Below are 18,800 nucleotides of genomic sequence, written 5' to 3'. Positions count from 1 at the left end.
CGGTCAGGGGCTGACGGAGCGCCAGATCCGGTCGGGGAGCAGGCGGGTGGCCTCTTCGAGGTCGACGTCGCCGAGGGTGAGCCAGCGGCGGGCCAGGCCGATGACCGGGCCGAGGACGAGGGTCTCGATGACCGGGGTCGGGAGGTCGGCCAGCTCGCCCGCCTTGCGGTGGCCGTCGAGCCAGTGCTCGATCGGGGTGAGCCGGGCCTCCTGGTTGTCCCGGATCTCGGCGGCGCGCGCGGTGCCCTCCTGGTCCGCGAAGGGGGAGTGCAGGAGGCGGGCGGCGGCCGGCTGGGTGCGGACGAAGCCCAGATAGGCGTGGACGACGGCCTCGATGCCGGAGCGGGCGTCCTGGTGGGCGGTCAGGGCGGTGGCGAGTTCGCCGACCAGGCGGCCGAGCCAGCGCAGGGCGAGGGCGCTGATCACTCCGTGGAGGTTGCCGAAGTGGTGGTAGACGCTGCCGGTGCTGACCCCGCTCAGCCGGGTCAGGGCGGCGACGGTGAGACCCGCCTCCCCCTCGCGCGCGTAGAGGTCGAGCGCGGCGTCGAGGACGCGCTCGACGGTGACTTCTCCGCGCTGCTGCTTCGGGCTCATCGAGCGGGGTGCCCCTTTGATCGCGTGCCATCCGTGGCCTGGTGTTTCCGTACCAGGTCAGCATAGGAGGCGCGGCCCCCGCCGGACCCCCGTGCGCGGGCCCGGAGCCGCCGGGTCGGCGCACGGGGGCCCGGGTCGCCGGGTCGGCGCGGCGGGGTTCAGGCCAGGGCGAGGAAGAGCTTCTCCAGCTCCGCCTCGGTCATCGGCGGGGTGTCGGCCGACGCGTCGGACAGGCACTGCCGCATCCCGCTGGCGACGATCTTGAACCCGGCCCGGTCCAGGGCCTTGGAGACGGCGGCCAGCTGGGTCACCACGTCCTTGCAGTCGCGGCCCGCCTCGACCATCGCGATCACCCCGGCCAGCTGACCCTGGGCGCGCCGCAGCCGGTTGAGCACCGGCGCCATCGCCTCTTCGTCGACCTGCACGGCAGTCCTCCTTCGTGTGTCACCCCCCTGCCCCAGGATACCCCCTAGGGTATTAAATCGGACGGTATCGGTAGGAGCTACTCGCGGGTCGCCACGGTACGGCTCCTGGCCCGCCGGACGGCCCCGGCCGCCGCCGTCGCCGTTCCCGCCGCGCCCAGGACCGCCCAGGTGGCGGGGTGGGTCCAGAGGCCGGAGTCGAGCTGCCGGGTGAGGACGAAGACGCCCATGGCGACGACGAACCAGCCGAAGGCCCTGCGCAGGACCTGCTGCGGGACGCGCCCGGTGAGGCGGGCGCCGATCAGGCTGCCGAGGACGGCTGCCGTGGTGACGGTCAGGGCGAGGCCCCAGTCGATCGTCACGCCGGAGAGGTGTCCGGCGAGTCCGGCGAAGGAATTCATCGCGATGACGAGGAGCGAGGTGCCGACGGCGATGCCCATGGGCAGGCCGCCGAGGAGGGCGAGGGCGGGGACGACGAGGAAGCCTCCGCCGGAGCCGACCAGGCCGGTGACGGCGCCGACGAGCAGGCCCTCGACGGCGATGTGCTTGAGCGGGAGGTCGCCCCGCCGGGCCTTGGGCTCGCCGGCGGGGCGGGGCCGGCGGAGCATCGCGTAGGCGGTGGCGAGCATCATCAGCGCGAAGGCGATGAGCAGGGCGGTGCCGGGGATGTATTCGGCGAGGCGTCCGCCGCCGTAGGCGCCGGCCATGCTGAACGCGCCGAAGAACAGGCCGGTCCGCCACCGCACCCGGTGGGCCCGCGCGTGCGGGACGAGGGCGGCGAGGCTGGTGACGCCGACCACGAACAGGGAGGTGGCGATGGCCTCCTTGGTGTCCTGTCCGGCGAGGTAGACCAGGATCGGGACGGTGAGGATGGAGCCTCCGCCGCCGAGGACGCCGAGGCTGACGCCGATGAGCAGGGAGGCCGCGACGATGAGGGCGGTCACGACGCGCTCCGCAGCTCCGCGACGACGGTGCGGATGTCGGTGCGGGGGCCTCGGTTGTAGGGGAGCTTGGACAGCAGCACGCCCATGGCGCAGGAGTTGCTGAGGGCGGCGTACGTGAGGCCGGCGCCGATCGCGGTGCCGACGAGGTGGGCGCCGGGGACGGCGATGCCGACGAGTCCGGTGACGAGGACGATGGAGCCGGCGACGAGGCGGACCTGGCGTTCCATGTCCCATCGCTCGGGGCCGCGTTCGACCGGCGCCCCGGCCGCTTCCCAGGCGTTCATGCCGCCGTCCAGGACGCGGAGGTTCGGCAGTCCTGCCTGGGCGAGGGCCTGCTCCGCCTCGCGGGCCCGCTGGCCGGAGCGGCAGACGAGCACGACCTCCTCGTCCAGGTGCGAGAGCAGCTCCGCGCGGTGCTCGCGCAGGGTGTGCAGGGGGACGTTGTACGAGCCCGGGATGTGGACGGTGCGGAACTCGCCCGGGGTGCGCACGTCGAGCAGCCGCGGGGCCCTGCCCTCCTGGACGAGGCGGTGCAGGACGGCGGGGGCGAGGGAGGCGGGGGTGGCGCTCATGGCGAGGCGGCTCCGTTCGTGAGGGAGGGGGTGAAGGGTGAGGAGGTGCGCGGAATGCGGGTGGGCGCGTGCGCGCACGCGTGCGGCGCGGGTGCCGTCAGGCGGCGGGGCGGTCCGGCGCGGTCAGCGCCCAGGCCGCGTAGCCGCCGAGGACGTCGGAGACGTCCCGGAAGCCGCGCCGGCGGAGCAGGCTGGCGGCGATGGAGGAGCGGTGGCCGCCGGCGCAGTGCACGACGAGCGGCCGGTCGGCGGGGAGTTCGCCGGTGCGGGAGGGGAGTTCGTTCAGCGGGATGTGCAGGGCCGCGTCGATGAAGCCGTTCGCCTCGCGCTCGCCGCAGGTGCGCACGTCCATGACGAGCGGCGGCCGCTCGCCGGCGAGCGCGGCCCGCAGCCGGGCGGCGGTGACCCGGCTCGCCGGGGCGACCTCGTCGGCGAGGGCCTCCATGGCGGTCTCCGGGTCGGGGAGGTAGCCCTCGGCGCGGTCGAAGCCGACGCGGGCGAGGCGGGTGACGACCTCCTCCTCGCGCTGCTCCGGCGCGATGACGACGAGCCGGTCGGCCGGGTCGAGGACGGTGCCCGCCTGCTCGGCGAACCGCCCGTCGGCCGGCACGTTCACCGCCCCGCGCAGGTGCCCGGCCGCGAACTCCTGCGGGTCGCGGGCGTCGACCACGACCGCGCCGGCGGCCCGCAGGGCCGTGAACTCGGCGGTCGTCAGGGCCCGCGCGGCGGTGGCGGAGTCGTAGAGCCGCCGGTCCCTGCGGTTGAGGTCGGCGTCGTAGGCGAAGTAGCCCGGGGCGGTGGACTGCCCGGCGGTCACCAGGGCGACGAAGGCGTCCCGGTCCATGGGGGCGCAGGCGTAGTTGGTGGCCCGCTGCTCCCCGATGGTGGAGGACTTCTCGGTGGAGAGGCTCTTGCCGCAGGACGAGCCGGCGCCGTGCGCGGGGAAGACCCGGACCTCGTCGGGCAGGCCCATCAGCTTGTTCTGGACGCTGTCGTGCAGCATCGCGCCCAGCTCCTCGGCGGTCACGCCGACGGAGGCGAGGAGGTCGGGCCGGCCGACGTCGCCGATGAACAGCGCGTCGCCGGTCAGCACCCCGTACGGGACGGTGTCGTCGGCGTGCTCGTACACCAGGACGCTGACCGACTCCGGGGTGTGGCCGGGGGTCTCCATGATCTCCAGGACGACGTCGCCGAGGGTGATCCGCTCGCCGTCCCGGAGCGCGCGGATCGGGTACTCGGTCTCCGCCCGCCGGCCGTAGCCGATCCAGGCGCCGGTCCGGTCGGCCAGTTCCAGGTGGCCGGCGACGAAGTCGGCGTGGAAGTGGGTGTTGATCACCCCGACGACGGTGAGGCCGTGCGCGGAGGCGTCCGCGAGGTACTCGGAGACGTCCCGGCGCGGGTCGACCACCACCGCCTGCCCCGTGCCCTCGTCGGCGATCAGGTACGAGGCGTGGGACAGGCAGTCGAGGTAGTACTGGGCGAAGAACACAACGGGCCTCCCGTGAGTGTCGGATACCCCCCTGGGTATTGATGGCTCTGACCGTACGGGGCCCCGCCGCGTCTCGTCAAATACCCCCCTGGGTATCAGGCGTCACAGTCGCCGAAGGGGTGCCCATATACGGGTGGGGGTATCCTGACGTGCGGCGGGCATGCGAAAGGGGCGTCGCCGATTCCTCGGCGACGCCCCTGCTTCCGCCCCGCTGCCCTCACCTCCGCCGGACCCCCCTGTCCCGCGGACGCCCGGTCAAGGCTCGTGTCCCTGCGCGGCCACCGCGAAGGTCTGGGAGATCAGCACCTGCTCCGCCCGCCGCTGGAGCCGGTCCGCGAGCCCCCGGAGCCGCGCGCCCTCGGCGGCGGGGATCGACAGGGCCACCGCGGCCGTCTCCGCGCCCACGGTGATCGGCACCGCCGCGCAGGCCGCCCCGAGCGCGTACTCCTGGTGCTCCAGGACCGGCAGCCGCCGCGGCAGCGCCGCGAGCCGCCGCTCGAAGTCGCGCCGCGTCGCGACCGTGTGCGCGGTGAGCTCCGCCACCGGGTGGCGGCTCAGGTGCTCGCGGCGCTGCTCCGGCTCCAGCTGGAGCAGCAGGCTCTGGCCGGCGGCGTGGGCGTGGGCCGTGGCCTTGAAGGCGGCCCACTCCTGGACCGGCGGCCGCGCCGGGTTGTCCGACACGGCCCCGAGCTCCACCTCCCCGTCGCGGTACTGGACGAAGTAGACGGCCGCGTCCAGCTCCAGGCTCAGGGCGTCCACCCAGGCCCGGATCCCGAGCGCGGGCTCGTGGGCGGCGGTGCCGGTGCCCCTGCGCAGCGGCGAGACGAGCCGGTAGGCGCCGTTGTCGTTGCGGACGAGTCCCTCGTGGACCAGCGTCCGCAGCAGGTGGTACGCCGTCGGCAGCGGCAGCAGCGCCTCGCGGGCCAGTTGCTTGGCGCTTCCCGTGCCGCCGCGCCGCTCCAGCTCGTCCAGCAGTCGTACGGCCCGGCGCACCGACTGGATCAGGGTCGGGGCCGAGCCGCTTTCCCCCTCACGAAATGACATCCGTGTCCTCTCGAAACGCGCGGAGCACTGTGCTCCAGGTCCATGATCGGACAGTGAACACCGAAACACATACCGTCAGGTAACCGGGGGTGTCGCAACCGCCCGCGGGCGTCCCGCGTGGTCCCCTGCGGAAACGATCACCTTCGAAAGGACGTCCGTGTACCCCCAGCACCCCGGCGCCTCCCGCCGGACCGCCCTCGCCCTCGGCGCCGGCACGGCGCTCACCGCGGCCCTCGGCCTCGCCGCCGCCGGCCCCGCCCGGGCCTTAACCGCGCCGGCCGGCCGCGCCGGGGAGCGCGCCGCCGCCCGCCTCCGCGCCCTGGAGGAGCGGCACGACGCCCGTCTCGGCGTGTACGCCCACGACGTGCGCACCGGCCGCACCCTCGCCCACCGGGACCGCGAACGCTTCCCGATGTGCTCGGTCTTCAAGACCCTCGCCGTCGCCGCGGTCCTGCGCGACCTCGACCACGACGGAAGCTTCCTGGCCCGCCGCGTCTCCTACACGGCCGCCTACGTCGAGCGCTCCGGCTGGTCCCCGGTGACCGAGTCGCCCGAGAACATCGCCCGGGGCATGACCGTCGCCGAACTCTGCGACGCGACCATCCGCTTCAGCGACAACACCGCCGGCAACCTGCTCCTGCGCGAGCTGGGCGGCCCCACCGCGATCACCCGCTTCGCCCGCTCGACCGGGGACCCGGTCACCCGGCTCGACCGCTGGGAGCCCGAGCTGAACTCCGCCGAACCGTGGCGGACCACCGACACCACCACCCCGCGCGCCATCGCCCGGACCTACGGCAGGCTCGTCCTCGGCCGCGTCCTGGAACCGGCCGACCGCGCCCTCCTCACCGACTGGCTGCTCCGGAACACGACCAGCACCACCCGCTTCCGCAAGGGCCTCCCGGCGGACTGGACCGTCGCGGACAAGACCGGCGGCGGCAAGTACGGCGGCAACAACGACGTCGGCGTCACCTGGCCGCCGGACGGCGGCCCGATCCTCCTCTCCGTCCTCACCACCCGCTCCGAACCGGAGGCCGGGGGCGTGGACGAACTGGTGGCGGCCGCCGCGGCGGTCGTGGCGGAGGAACTCCGCTAGCGGAGCGGCGGATCAGGCCTCGGGGGCCATGTCGTACGTGATCCACATCGTGCGCGTGGCCACCTGGTCGTACTTGGAGCGGGCGCGGTGGTTGTCGTCGGCCGTGATCCAGCGGACGACGCTCCAGCCGCGCTCCGCGCCGATCCCGCGCAGCGCGGCCAGCAGCAGGTCGGCCGCGCCGGTGCCCCGGCTCGCCGGGTCGACGAAGAGGTCGTCGAGCCAGCCGCCCACGGTCGCGGACAGGGGGCGCGCGAAGGGCCGGAAGTGCGCCAGTCCGACGAGCCGCCCCCCGGTGCCCTCGGCCACCAGTCCCTCCACCTCGTGCGCCGGGTCGTGGATCCAGGACCAGACGAGGCGGGCGGCCTCCTCGGTCTGCTCGACCCGGTAGAACTCGGCGTAGCCCCGGTAGAGGGCGCGCCACTGGTCGAAGTCCTCCTTCCGGACGGGACGGACCCGGACGGCGGCGGTGTCGGCGACGGACATCGTGTTCACTCTCCTCGTGCACCGCGCCCTGCGGTGCACGAGCCAGTGGATCATGCCGCCGGTCCGGCCCTTCGGGGAGGCCGTGCCGTCCGGCGCCGCCGGTGCCCGCGGGGCGCGGGCGGAGTGGGGCGGGGGCGGACGGGGCACGCTCCCGGTGCTGCCGGGAGGGGCGCCGCCCGGCCCGGCGCGCTCCCGGACGGCCGCGCGGGCGCCGCCTGTGCGGCCCGGCGGCGGCCCGTCCGGGCCCGGGCAGTACGAGGAACCGAGGTGAGGACCCGCGTTGGCGACCGACCGCTACGGCAACACCCTGCACGACTGCACCCCCGAGGGCGCGGCCCATCTGGACCGGGCCGTCGAGGCCCTGCTCTTCTTCCGGCCCGAGGTGGCCCCGGCCGTCGAAGACGCCCTCGCGGCGAGTCCGGAGTCGCCCGACGCCCAGGCCTTCGCCGCCTATCTGGGGGTGCTCGGCACCGAACACACCGGCGCCGCGGCGGCCCGGACGCGCTTCGAGCGCTGGCTGGCCGGCCGCGACGCCACGGCCCTGCCCGCGCGCGAGCGGCTCCACGTGGCGGCGGCGGGGGCGTGCCTCGCCGGGGACCTGCACGGGGCGGGCGACCTCCTGGAGGAGCTGAGCCTCGCCCACCCGAGGGACGCGCTCGCGCTCTTCGCCGGGCACCAGCTGGACTTCCTCACCGGGGACGCGGTGCGGCTGCGGGACCGGATCGGCGGCGCCCTGTCGGCGTGGGGGAGGGCCGACGAGCACCGGGGGCCGCTGCTCGGCATGTACGCCTTCGGCCTGGAGGAGTCCGGGCACTACCGGCGTGCGGAGGAGGCGGGCCTGGCGGCGGTCGAGCGGCACCCGGGGGACGTGTGGGCCGTGCACGCGGTGACCCACACGTACGAGATGCAGGGCCGGGTCGCCGAGGGGGTCGCCTTCCTCGACGGGAGGGCGGGGGACTGGGCGCGCGGCAACTACCTGACCGTGCACAACTGGTGGCACTACGCGCTGTACGCCCTGGAGGCGGGCGCCGAGGAGACGGCGCTGCGCGTCTACGACGCGGCCGTCCACCACGAGGAGTCGGCGGGGCTCGCCATGGAACTCCTCGACGCCGCCGCGCTGTTGTGGCGGCTGCGGCTCGCCGGCCGCGAGGAGCCGGAGCGCTGGGCGCGGCTCGCCGACGCGTGGGCCGGGCGGGCGGATCCGCCGTTCTACGCCTTCAACGACGCCCACGCGGTGATGGCGTACGTGGGGGCGGGCCGGATCGGGCGGGCCGAGGCGCTGGTGGCCGACCGGCGGCGGTGGCTGGCGGAGGGCGAGGGGGACGGCGCGCGGCGGACCCTGTCCAACCACGCGATGACGGCCGAGGTCGGGCTGCCGGTCTGCGAGGCGCTGGTGGCCCACGGGCGCGGCGACCACGCCGCCGTGGTGGAGCTGCTGTGGCCGGTGCGGCGCCGGCTCCAGGTCTTCGGCGGCAGCCACGCCCAACGGGACGCCGTGCAGCGGACGCTGCTGGAGTCGGCGCTCGCCGCCGGGGAGCACGACCGGGCCCGGCTGCTGCTGAGCGAGCGGGACGGGCTGCGCCCGGACAGTCCGTACAACTGGCTGGGGAGGGCCCGGCTGGCGGACGCGATCGGTGACGCGGCCCTCGCGGCGGTGGCCCGGCAGCGGGCGGCGGACGCGGTGAAGGGGCCGCGGCCGACGGCGCCGGGGCTCGGTCCCGTACCGCCGCCACCGCTCTGACCTGCGCCGGAGGAGGGAGGCGGGCGGCCGGGGGAGGGCCGGGCGTCCGCCTCCCCCCGTTCCCCGTCACGGAGGCGGACGCCCGTCGTCGCAACTGACCCGCACACAGGGGTTGTCAGTGCAATTTCACATTACTATGTTACAGCTCGTGCGGCGGACGGATGCCTCTCCGTCAACTCCCGTTCGGCTTCCCGTGATCGACCCCGCACCCCCCGCATCCCCATCCTCATCAGGAGACCTCGTGTCCCAGCACAGAGTCGTGCGCTCCTCCCTCCTCGCCACCGCCATCGCGGTGACCCTCGTGGCCTCCGCCGGTCAGGCCGCGACCCGGGCGGCCGAGGCCCCCGCCCCTCGCACTGAGGCCGCCGCCGTCCCCGGACCCTTCGCGCCCACCGCCGCCCAGCCGAACCCCTTCGACGAGGTGGAACGATTCGCCAAGGCCCGTACGGCCACGCCCTCCCCGGCCCCCGCCCCCGGCGGCACGGGCGACACCCGGGGCCGCGTCCCCGGCCAGGCCAAGAAGGCCGACGCCAAGGCGACGGCCGAGCGGAGCGGGCTCTGGGCGGGGCCCTCCGCCACCCTCGCGGGCGTCCCCTGCACCCTCGACGGCGTCACCGGTCTCTCCCCGGCGGCCTTCGCCGACTTCCTCGCCGACCCCGCCGTCACCGCCGAGGGCTGTCTCAACGGCCTGATCTGGACCTGGGACGCCCGCCTCGCCCCCGTCATGTCCGACGCCCACGTCCAGGCCGTCGCCCACCGGATATCCGGCCTGGCCGCCTCCCACGACGGCCGCAACTCCTCCCACCTGGAGGAGATGTTCACCTACCTGCACGCGGTCGCCTACCACGACTTCTCGCGCACCGAGATCGACGTCACCGACGCCCCGACCGTCGACGCCATGCGCCGCGCCATCGCCGCCTTCGGCTCCGCCGCCCGCACCTTCGACGTCACCGCCTCCAACGCCCGCACGCTGCGCGAGGCCCTCAACGCCGGCAGCGCCCCCGGCCTGCGCCAGCACCAGCTCGGCCTCATCACCAAGGTGCTCGCCACCATGGACCCGTCGCACACCGCGACGAACCTGGACCCGACCTGGGCGGGCGCCGCCCTCGCCGCGCTCTCCGTCAACTACCTGGGCGTCTACCCCGGCAACCGGGACACCGCCTTCCACGCCGCCGTCGCCGCCGACCCGGCCTACCGCGCCGCCTTCAAGGCGTTCGCCGGCCACACCCACCTCAAGGGCACCGCCAACGCCTGGGTCGTCCGCGACGCGCTGAGCGAGTACGGCCGCTTCGGCGAGGTCTCCGGTCTGCGGTCCGGCATCGTCACCGACCTCGGCGCGATGCTCGGCACGGTCGAGTCCGCCTGGGGCAGCGGCAGCCAGCCCTGGGCCAAGGTCGTCTCCTGGCTGAACTACTACGGCGCCTGTGCCCCGTACGGCGTCTGCAAGGCCGACATCGAGGCCCGGATCTTCCCCTACACCTACACCTACGACACCGGCACCGGCGCCGCCCTCAAGGTCCGCACCGGCCTCGACCGGGCCACCGTCGACCAGCTCTACTACGCGAGCAAGCAGGTCAAGGCACAGTTCCACCGGGTGGTCGGCAGCGAGCAGCCGCTGGCCGGCGACCCCAACACCACCCTGAACATCGTGCTGTACGGCTCGCGCGCCGACTACGAGAACTACCACCCGATCCTCACCGGGTACGACACGAACAACGGCGGCATCTACATCGAGAACGGCGCCACCTTCTACACCTACCAGCGCCGCGTCCCGCAGGACTCCTCCCTCACCCTGGAGGAGCTGTTCCGCCACGAGTACACCCACTACCTCAACGGGCGCTTCGCCGTCCCCGGCTTCTTCGGTCAGGGTCCCTGGTACCAGGGCGACCGGACGACCTTCATGGACGAGGGCACCGCCGAGTTCTTCGACGGCGCCACCCGGGACGACGGCATCGCCGTGCGCAAGTCGCTGGTCCGGGGGATCATCAACGACACCGCGGGCGGCGGTCCCCGGATGAACCTCCGCCAGATCCTGCACGCCACCTACGACGGCGACGGCTTCCGCTTCTACAACTACGCGGGCACCTTCTTCGAGTTCCTGTGGACCGAGCGCCCGGGCCTGATCCGCGAGATGTACACCCACCTGCGGGGCGACGACGTGGCCGGCTACGACGCCTGGCGCGAGCGGCTCAGCGCGGACCCCGGCCTCCAGCAGGCGTACGACCGCTTCCTGGACGCCCAGATCGCCCGGGTCGACCAGCTCTTCGTGCCGAACACCACCTACACCGCCAACGGCCACCTGAAGGACTGGGACGTGGCCGCCGTCCGCGCCTCCTTCGCCGCCGCCACCCAGAACACCCCCGACTGCGCGGAGGCGGGGGAGCCGGGCAAGCGGCGCTTCGTCTGCACCGGCCGGATCACGGCCAACCTGGCGGACGCGGGCAACCCCGACAGGGTCTTCAAGGACATGTCGGAGACGGTCGACTACTTCCTCCTCGACCGGGCCGGCGCCGCCTCCAACAACCTGGCCGACATGAACTGTTCCTTCGGCCCCGTGGACATCTGGAGCAACCGCGTGGCGGGCACCTCCGGCTTCCGCTGCGAGGGTCCGCTGCGCAGCTGACGGCCCGTCCGCCCCGTCCGGTGAACCACCCGCCGCCCGGCCCCGGAAGGGGCTGGGCAGCGCTTGAAGAATGTGACATATTACTGCCGTGCCCAAGAGACACTCCCCGGACGTCGTGATCATCGGCGCCGGCGTCGTCGGAGCCGCCTGCGCCTACTACGCGGCCCGCTCCGGACTCACCGTCGCCGTGGTCGACCGCGGTCCCGTCGCGGGCGGCACCACCGGCGCCGGGGAAGGCAACCTGCTCGTCTCCGACAAGGAGGCGGGCCCCGAGCTCGACCTCGCGCTGCTGTCCACGAGACTCTGGCGCGACCTCTCCGCCACACTCCCGCCGGAGACCGAGTACGAGCCCAAGGGCGGGCTCGTCGTGGCGCCCGACGAGTCCGCCCTCACGGCCCTCCGCTCCTTCGCGGAGGGCCAGCGGGCAGCCGGCGTCACCGCCGCGGAGATCCCCGCCGACCGGCTCGCCGACCTCGAACCCCACCTCGCCCCCGGCCTGGCCGGCGGCTTCCACTACCCGCAGGACGCCCAGGTCCAGCCCGCGCAGGCCGCCGCCCGGCTGCTCGCCGCCTCCGGCGCCGCGCTCCACCTCGGCGAGGAGGTCACCGCGGTCCTCCGCGGCCCGGCCGGAGCCGTCCGGGGCGTGCGCACCGCGCGGCGCGAACTCCTCGCCCCCGCCGTCGTCAACGCCGCCGGCACCTGGGGCGGCGAGGTCGCCCGCCTCGCCGGCGTCCCCCTGCCGGTCCTGCCCCGCCGGGGCTTCGTCCTCGTCACCGAACCCCTGCCGCGGATCGTCCGGCACAAGGTCTACGCCGCCGACTACATCGCCGACGTGGCCAGCGGCTCCGCCGCCCTCCAGTCCTCCGCCGTCGTCGAGGGCACCCCCGCGGGCCCGGTCCTCGTCGGCGCCACCCGCGAGCGCGTCGGCTTCGACCGCTCGCTCTCCACCGAGGCCCTGCGCCGGCTCGCCGCCCAGGCCGCCCGGCTCTTCCCGGTCCTCGCCGGCGTCCAGGTGCTCCGCGCCTACCACGGCTTCCGCCCCTACCTCCCCGACCACCTGCCGGCGATCGGCCCCGACCCGCGCGTCCCCGGCCTCCACCACGCCTGCGGCCACGAAGGGGCGGGCATCGGCCTCGCCCCCGCCACCGGCGCCCTCGTCGCCGCCGCCCTCACCGGCGCCGAACCCCCGCTCGATCCCGCACCGTTCCGCCCCGAGCGCGACTACGGGCCCGCGGACGCCTTGACCCAGGAGCAGCAGAGTTGAGCCGCCGCACCCCGCGCGCCCTCGTCGGCGGCGCGCCCCAGGAGACCTTCACCTTCCGCTTCGACGGGCGGGACGTCCCGGCCGCCGCCGGGCAGACGGTCGCCGCCGCCCTGTGGGGCGCCGGCGTCCTCGCCTGGCGCACCACCCGGCACGGCGGAGAACCCCGCGGCGCCTTCTGCGGGATCGGCCAGTGCTTCGACTGCCTGGTCACCGTCGACGGCACCCCCAACCGCCGCGCCTGCCTCGTCCCCGCCCGCCCCGGCGGCCTCGTCACCAGCCAGGAGGGAACCGGCCATGACGACCTCGCCGTCTGACCCCCGGACCGCCCCCGCCGACCTCGCGGTCGTCGGCGCGGGCCCGGCCGGACTCGCCGCCGCCGTCACGGCCGCCTCGTTCGGCCTGACAGTCACCCTGCTCGACGCGGGCGTCCGCCCCGGCGGCCAGTACTACCGCCACCCCGACCCCGCCCTCGGCGCCACCCGCCCGCAGGCCCTGCACCACGACTGGGCCGCCTTCGCCGGCCGCGAGGCCGAGCTGCGCGCCCACGAACGCGCGGGCCGCGTACGGTACCTGGCGGAGCATCAGGTATGGAGCGTCACCGGCTCCGGTACCGACTGGACGGTGCGCGCCCGGACCGAAGACGCCGCCGGGGAGCCCGTCCGGGCCCGCGCCGTGCTGCTCGCCACGGGGGCGTACGAGCGCCAGCTCCCCTTCCCCGGCTGGACCCTGCCCGGCGTCGTCGGCGCCGGGGGAGCCCAGGCCATGCTCAAGAGCGGGCTGGTGCTGCCCGGCCGCCGCGTCGTCGTCGCGGGCAGCGGACCCCTGCTGCTCGCGGTCGCCGGCTCGCTGGCCGCCGCCGGGGCCCGGGTGCCCGCCGTCGTCGAGGCCGCCGGGTACGGCGCCTACGCCCGCCACACCGGCACCCTGCTGCGCAACCCGGCCAAGCTCGCCGAAGGCGCCCTGTACGGCGGGGCGCTGCTCCGCCACCGGGTCCGCCCGCTGCTCCGGCACGCCGTCGTGGAGGCGCACGGCACCGACCGGGTCGAGGCGGTCACCGTCGCCCGGCTCGACCGCGACTGGCGGCCCGTGCCCGGCACCGGCCGCCGTATCCCCTGCGACGCGCTCGCCGTCGGCCACGGCCTGGTCCCCGAGCTCTCCCTCGCCACTGCCCTCGGCTGTGCCACCCGCACCGCCGCCGACGGGACCGCCGCCCTCGTCCTCACCCCGGGCCTGCGCACCTCGGTGCCCGGCGTCTGGGCGGCGGGCGAGACCGGGGGCGTCGGAGGAGCCCGACTCGCCCTGACCGAGGGGGAGATCGCCGCCCACGCGGTGGCCGGCCGGACCGTCCCCACCGGTCTCGCCCGGCGCCGGGACCGGCTGCGGGCCTTCGCCGACGCGATGGGCGCCGCCCACCGCCCCGGCGCCGGCTGGACCGGCTGGCTGCGCGAGGAGACGGCGGTCTGCCGCTGCGAGGAAGTGCCCGCCGCGCGGGTCCGCGAGGCGGTCGAGGAGCTGGGAGCCACCGACGCCCGCACCGTCAAGCTGCTGACCCGGGCCGGGATGGGCTGGTGCCAGGGCCGCATGTGCGGTCCGGCCGTCGCCGCGCTCGCCGGTGGCGGGGCCGTCGCCGACCGCCGCCCGCTGGCCTGCCCCGTACGCCTCGGGCAGCTCGCGGAACTCCCCGCCGACTAGCCCTTTTCCCGGCGGTCACACCCTTGTGGCCGCCGCACACCCCCTAGTAAAATGTCACACACTACAAAGGAGTACGTCACGATGACCGACACCCGCACCCGCCCCTGGCACGGCATCATGGTCGCCACCACCCTGCCGCTGCGCGAGGACCTCTCCGTCGACCTCGACGCCTACGCCGAGCACGTCCGCTGGCTCCTCGCCAACGGCTGCGACGGCGTCGTCCCCAACGGCTCGCTGGGCGAGTACCAGACCCTCACCGACGCCGAACGCGCCGCGGTCGTCCACACCGCCGTCGCCGCCGCGGGCGACGGCTCCCGCGTCATGGCCGGCGTCGCCGCCTACGGCTCCGCCGAGTCCCGCCGCTGGGCCGAGCAGGCCGCCGAGGCCGGCGCCGGCTCCGTCCTCCTCCTGCCGCCCAACGCCTACCGCGCCGACGAGGAGGCCGTCCGCGCCCACTACGCCGAAGTCGCCCGGGCGGGACTGCCGGTCGTCGCCTACAACAACCCCATCGACACCAAGGTCGACCTCACCCCGGCCCTCCTCGCCCGCCTCCACGCCGACGGGAACATCGTCGCCGTCAAGGAGTTCAGCGGCGACGTCCGCCGCGCCTACGAGATCGCGGAGCTCGCCCCCGGGCTCGACCTCCTGATCGGCGCCGACGACGTCCTCCTGGAACTGGCCATCGCCGGTGCCGTCGGCTGGATCGCCGGCTACCCCAACGCCCTGCCCGAGTCCGCGGCCACCCTCTACCGCGCCGCCGTCGCCGGCGACCTCGCCACCGCGCTGCCGCTCTACAAGTCCCTGCACAGCCTCTACCGCTGGGACTCCAAGACCGAGTTCGTCCAGGCCATCAAGCTCTCCATGGACCTCGCCGGCCGCCCCGGCGGCCCCACCCGCGCCCCGCGCCTGCCGCTCACCGGCGCCGTCGAGGCCGCCGTCCGCGCCGCCACCGAGAAGGCCCTGGCCGAGGGTCTCCGCTGATCCGAGGGGAGAAGGACAGCCCATGCGCACCCGACACGTCTACCACGCGGTGGACTCCCACACCGAGGGCATGCCCACCCGGGTCGTCACCGGAGGAGTGGGGGTGATCCCCGGCGCCACCATGGCCGAGAAGCGGCTGCACTTCATCGAGCACCGCGACTCCCTGCGCACCCTGCTCATGTACGAACCCCGCGGCCACGCCGCCATGAGCGGCGCGATCCTCCAGCCCGCCACCCGCCCCGACGCCGACTACGGCGTCCTCTTCGTCGAGGTCTCCGGCCTGCTCCCGATGTGCGGCCACGGCACCATCGGCGTGGCCACCGTCCTCGTCGAGACCGGCATGGTCCCGGTGACCGAACCGGTCACCACCGTCCGCCTCGACACCCCGGCCGGCCTCGTCTCCGCCGACGTCCGCGTCGAGGACGGCGCCGCCCGCTCCGTCACCCTCACCAACGTCCCCGCCTTCAGCGTCGGACTCGACCTCAAGACCGAGGTCCCCGGCCTCGGCACCGTCACCTACGACCTCGCCTACGGCGGCAACTTCTACGCCTTCGTCGAACTCGACGCCCTCGGCCTCCCCTTCGACCGCGCCCACAAGCAGGAACTGATCACCGCCGGGCTCGCCATCATGGACGCGATCAACGCGGGCGACGACCGTCCCGTCCACCCCGAGGACCCGGCCGTCGCGGGCGTCAAGCACGTCTACCTCGCCGCCCCCGGCTCCGACGCCACCCGCTCCCGGCACGCCATGGCCATCCACCCCGGCTGGTTCGACCGCTCCCCGTGCGGCACCGGCACCAGCGCCCGGATGGCGCAGCTGCACGCCCGCGGACGGCTCGCCCTGGACACCGACTTCGTCAACGAGTCCTTCATCGGCACCGAGTTCACCGGACGGCTCGTCGCCGAGACCACCGTCGGCGGCCGTCCCGCCGTCGTCCCGACCGTCACCGGACGGGCCTGGATCACCGGCACCGCCCAGTACTTCCTCGACCCCACCGACCCCTTCCCCGCCGGATTCCTGCTGTGAGCGCCGAAGCCCGGGACGTCCCCGGACCGGACGGGATCCGCGTCACCGACTACCACACCGCCGGCGAACCCTTCCGGATCGTCGCCGACGGCCTGCCGCCCGCCCCCGGCGACACCGTCGCCGAGCGGTGCGCCACCGCCATCGGCTCCGGCGGCTCCGGCACCGCCCCCCGCCCCGGCCCCCTGGACGCGCTGCGCCGCTTCCTCGTCCAGGAACCGCGCGGCCACGCGGGCATGTACGGCGGGTTCGTCGTCCCGCCCGACGACGACGGCGCCCACCTCGGCGTCCTCTTCTGGCACAAGGACGGCTTCTCCACCGCCTGCGGGCACGGCACCATCGCGCTCGCCGCGTGGGCCGTCGACAGCGGCCTCGTCCCGGCCGGCGACGGCGACCGGGACGTCCCGGTCCGCGTCGACGTGCCCTCCGGCCGGGTCACCGCCACCGTCCACCGGTCCGCCGGCCGCACCACCGGCGTCACCTTCCGGAACGTGCCCGCCCGGGTCACCGCCCGGAAGGTGCCGGTCGCCACCGGCCTCGGCATCGTCGAGGTCGACCTCGCCCACGCCGGCGCCTGCTACGCCTCCGTCCCCGCCCGCGAGCTCGGCCTCGCCGTGGACGGGGCGTCCCTGCCCGAACTCACCCGGGTGGGACGGGAGATCCGCACCGCGCTGGCCGGCCACCCCGCCACCTGGCACCCCGACGGGCCGCTGCTCTCGGGGGTGTACGGCGTGATCCTCCACGAGGACCTGCCCGACACCCCCGAAGGACCGCGCCAGCGGAACGTCACCGTCTTCGCCGACGGCCAGGTCGACCGCTCCCCGTGCGGCTCCGGCACCTCCGCCCGGCTCGCCCTCCTCGTCGACGAGGGCCGGCTGAAGGAGGGGCAGGTCCTCACCCACGAGTCCGTCGCCGGCACGGTCTTCACCGGCCGCGCCGTCCCCGGCGGCGACCCCGCCGAAGGGCTCGTCACCGAGGTCACCGGCACCGCCCACCGCACCGGCACGGCGCACTTCACGCTCGACCCGGACGACACCCTCGGAGCGGGGTTCCTGCTGTGAGCGCCCCGCCCGTTCCGTACCTCGACGCCGCCGCCGTCACCCGGCTGCTCGCCCCGGCGGCGGCCGTCGAGGCCCTCGCGGAGGTCCTGCGCGAAGGGCTCGACCCCGAGGCCTGCCCGCCGCGCTCCGCCGTCCCCGTCCCGGCCGGCGAGCTGCTGCTCATGCCCGCCGCCGCCGGCGGCTGGGCCGGGGTGAAGATCGCCGGGGTGGCGCCCGGCAACGCCGCCCGGGGGCTGCCCCGCATCACCGGCGGCTACCTCCTCCTCGACGGGACCACCCTGATGCCCCGCGCCCTGCTCGACGGCGCCGCGCTCACCGCGCTGCGCACCCCCGCCGTCTCCGCCCTGGCGGTCCGTCACCTCACCTCGGGCGAGCGGCCGTTGCGGGTGGTGTTGTTCGGCTCGGGGCCACAGGCGTACGGCCACGTGGACGCGCTCCTCGCGGTGCGGAAGCTCGCCTCCGTCACCGTCGTGGCCCGCGACCCCGGGCGGGCCGCCGCCCTGGCCGGGTACGCCCGGGGGGCCGGCGTCCCCGAGACCCGCACCGGCACCGCCGGGGAGGTGGCGGAGGAGGACCTGGTGGTGTGCTGCACCACCGCCCGCACCCCCCTCTTCGACGGACGGCGGGTGGCGCCCGGGACGGTCGTCGTCGCCGTCGGCTCCCACGAGCCGGACGCCCGCGAGACCGACACCGCGCTGGTGCGCCGCTCCGAGGTCTGGGTCGAGGCGCGGACGGCGGCCCTGCGGGAGGCCGGCGACCTGCTGATCCCCGAGGCGGAGGGGGCGATCGGTCCCGGTCACCTCACCGGCACGCTCGCCGATCTCGTCCGGGGCCCGGCCCTGCCGCCGCCGGGACCCGCTCCGCGCCTCTTCAAGAGCGTGGGGATGGCCTGGCAGGATCTCGCCGTGGCCGTCGCGGTCCACCGGGCGGCCACCGGCTGAGCAACGTGACATTGTACGCTGGGCGCCTGCGAGATCTCGGAGGATTCGGCGTGGGTGACCTGAAGCAGCACAGTCTCATCAAGGCCCAGGAGCGGCTTCGCGACCAGGTGGGCCACGCGCTGCGCGCGGCCCTCACGGCCGGTGAGCTGAAGCCCGGCACGGTCTACTCGGCGCCCGGCCTCGCGGCCGAACTCGGCGTGTCGGCCACCCCGGTCCGCGAGGCCATGCTCGACCTGGCCCGCGAGGGCCTCGTCGAGCCGGTCCGCAACAAGGGCTTCCGGATCACCGAGGTCAGCGAGCGCGAACTCGACCAGTGCACCGAGCTGCGCATGCTCATCGAGGTGCCCACGGTCGGCCGGGTCACCGAGACCGCGACGGCCGAGCAGCTGGAGGCGCTGCGCCCGCTGGCGGAGGAGATCGTCGTCAACGCCCGCGCGCACAACCTGATCGGCTACCTGGAGGCGGACCGGCAGTTCCACCTCACCCTCCTCGGGCTGTCCGGGAACGACCGGCTGGTGGAGACGGTGGGCGACCTGCGCAAGCGGTCCCGGCTCTACGGTCTGACGGGCCTCGACGAGGCGGGCAAGCTGGTCAGCTCCGCCGAGGAGCACGTCGAACTCCTCGACCTCATGATCGCCCGGGACCGGGCGGGCGCCGAGGCGTGCATGATGCGCCACCTCGGCCACGTCCGCTCGCTCTGGGCCGAGGCGCGGGACGAGCCGGTCGAGCCGGCCGCCGGCGCGCTGCGCCCGGTGCGCAAGAACTGACCGCGCGACGCGAACGGCGCGCCGCCCTCCCCTCGGGGAGCGCGGCGCGCCGTTCGCGTGCGGGC

General features: G+C 75.3%; 18 protein-coding genes. 11 read left to right on the top strand and 7 right to left on the bottom strand.

Going from position 1 to position 18,800, the window contains the following annotated elements; genetic code table 11:
• Positions 1-3: 3 nt before the first annotated feature.
• The 6 genes from ACFW6A_RS25415 to ACFW6A_RS25390 form a co-directional block, all read right to left on the bottom strand.
• A complete protein-coding gene (locus tag ACFW6A_RS25415) occupies positions 4-594 on the bottom strand; it encodes a TetR/AcrR family transcriptional regulator (protein ID WP_351855503.1) in 591 nt (196 codons plus the stop codon).
• 158 nt (positions 595-752) lie between these two features.
• Positions 753-998 (bottom strand): metal-sensitive transcriptional regulator, encoded by a 246-nt coding sequence (locus tag ACFW6A_RS25410; protein WP_351855548.1) that lies wholly within the window; start codon positions 996-998, stop codon positions 753-755.
• A 98-nt stretch (positions 999-1,096) separates the two neighbouring features.
• Positions 1,097-1,960: a sulfite exporter TauE/SafE family protein gene (locus ACFW6A_RS25405; protein ID WP_386643149.1), complete on the bottom strand. Its 864-nt coding sequence runs from the start codon at positions 1,958-1,960 to the stop codon at positions 1,097-1,099.
• Positions 1,957-2,532: a rhodanese-like domain-containing protein gene (locus ACFW6A_RS25400; protein WP_386484808.1), complete on the bottom strand. Its 576-nt coding sequence runs from the start codon at positions 2,530-2,532 to the stop codon at positions 1,957-1,959. Before ACFW6A_RS25400 ends, ACFW6A_RS25405 begins: the two co-directional genes overlap by 4 nt.
• A gap of 97 nt (positions 2,533-2,629) precedes the next feature.
• Positions 2,630-4,021 (bottom strand): rhodanese-like domain-containing protein, encoded by a 1,392-nt coding sequence (locus ACFW6A_RS25395; RefSeq protein ID WP_386643147.1) that lies wholly within the window; start codon positions 4,019-4,021, stop codon positions 2,630-2,632.
• Between the two features lie 255 nt (positions 4,022-4,276).
• Entirely contained in the window at positions 4,277-5,065 is a 789-nt protein-coding gene (locus ACFW6A_RS25390) for an IclR family transcriptional regulator (protein WP_386643144.1), read from the bottom strand.
• 157 nt (positions 5,066-5,222) lie between these two features.
• Here ACFW6A_RS25390 and bla point away from each other — a divergent pair, with 157 nt between their 5' ends.
• Complete coding sequence (bla, locus tag ACFW6A_RS25385; RefSeq protein WP_351852442.1) at positions 5,223-6,158, top strand: class A beta-lactamase; 936 nt, start codon at positions 5,223-5,225, stop codon at positions 6,156-6,158.
• Positions 6,159-6,170: 12 nt separating this feature from the next.
• On the opposite strand, the gene ACFW6A_RS25380 is transcribed toward bla, so the two are convergent.
• Positions 6,171-6,641 (bottom strand): GNAT family N-acetyltransferase, encoded by a 471-nt coding sequence (locus ACFW6A_RS25380; RefSeq protein ID WP_351852445.1) that lies wholly within the window; start codon positions 6,639-6,641, stop codon positions 6,171-6,173.
• Between the two features lie 280 nt (positions 6,642-6,921).
• Here ACFW6A_RS25380 and ACFW6A_RS25375 point away from each other — a divergent pair, with 280 nt between their 5' ends.
• The 10 genes from ACFW6A_RS25375 (at position 6,922) to ACFW6A_RS25330 (ending at position 18,735) form a co-directional block, all read left to right on the top strand.
• On the top strand, positions 6,922-8,382 hold the full coding sequence (locus tag ACFW6A_RS25375; protein ID WP_386484814.1) for a tetratricopeptide repeat protein: 1,461 nt from the start codon (positions 6,922-6,924) through the stop codon (positions 8,380-8,382).
• A 241-nt stretch (positions 8,383-8,623) separates the two neighbouring features.
• Complete coding sequence (locus ACFW6A_RS25370) at positions 8,624-11,005, top strand: collagenase (protein WP_386643141.1); 2,382 nt, start codon at positions 8,624-8,626, stop codon at positions 11,003-11,005.
• A gap of 88 nt (positions 11,006-11,093) precedes the next feature.
• On the top strand, positions 11,094-12,269 hold the full coding sequence (locus ACFW6A_RS25365; protein ID WP_386643138.1) for an NAD(P)/FAD-dependent oxidoreductase: 1,176 nt from the start codon (positions 11,094-11,096) through the stop codon (positions 12,267-12,269).
• Positions 12,266-12,583, top strand: a complete 318-nt coding sequence (locus ACFW6A_RS25360; RefSeq protein WP_351852456.1) for a (2Fe-2S)-binding protein — start codon at positions 12,266-12,268, stop codon at positions 12,581-12,583. The genes ACFW6A_RS25365 and ACFW6A_RS25360 overlap by 4 nt, the downstream gene beginning before the upstream one ends.
• Positions 12,564-13,961, top strand: a complete 1,398-nt coding sequence (locus ACFW6A_RS25355; protein ID WP_386643135.1) for an NAD(P)/FAD-dependent oxidoreductase — start codon at positions 12,564-12,566, stop codon at positions 13,959-13,961. The genes ACFW6A_RS25360 and ACFW6A_RS25355 overlap by 20 nt, the downstream gene beginning before the upstream one ends.
• Positions 13,962-14,042: 81 nt before the next feature.
• Positions 14,043-14,942: a dihydrodipicolinate synthase family protein gene (locus ACFW6A_RS25350; RefSeq protein ID WP_351852461.1), complete on the top strand. Its 900-nt coding sequence runs from the start codon at positions 14,043-14,045 to the stop codon at positions 14,940-14,942.
• A gap of 22 nt (positions 14,943-14,964) precedes the next feature.
• Positions 14,965-15,969: a proline racemase family protein gene (locus ACFW6A_RS25345; RefSeq protein WP_351852464.1), complete on the top strand. Its 1,005-nt coding sequence runs from the start codon at positions 14,965-14,967 to the stop codon at positions 15,967-15,969.
• Complete coding sequence (locus tag ACFW6A_RS25340; protein ID WP_351852526.1) at positions 15,957-17,027, top strand: proline racemase family protein; 1,071 nt, start codon at positions 15,957-15,959, stop codon at positions 17,025-17,027. Before ACFW6A_RS25345 ends, ACFW6A_RS25340 begins: the two co-directional genes overlap by 13 nt.
• A complete protein-coding gene (locus tag ACFW6A_RS25335) occupies positions 17,024-17,968 on the top strand; it encodes an ornithine cyclodeaminase family protein (protein WP_351852466.1) in 945 nt (314 codons plus the stop codon). Before ACFW6A_RS25340 ends, ACFW6A_RS25335 begins: the two co-directional genes overlap by 4 nt.
• A gap of 50 nt (positions 17,969-18,018) precedes the next feature.
• Positions 18,019-18,735 carry a GntR family transcriptional regulator gene (locus ACFW6A_RS25330; protein WP_351852468.1) on the top strand — a complete coding sequence of 239 codons (717 nt, stop codon included), beginning with the start codon at positions 18,019-18,021 and terminating at the stop codon, positions 18,733-18,735.
• Positions 18,736-18,800 lie beyond the last annotated feature (65 nt).

Origin of the sequence: Streptomyces sp. NPDC058758, from assembly GCF_042746075.1 — a bacterium.
In the GTDB taxonomy this organism is placed as follows: domain Bacteria; phylum Actinomycetota; class Actinomycetes; order Streptomycetales; family Streptomycetaceae; genus Streptomyces.
Note: the sequence above shows the minus strand (reverse complement) of the source record. Positions and strands in the feature narration are given on the sequence as shown.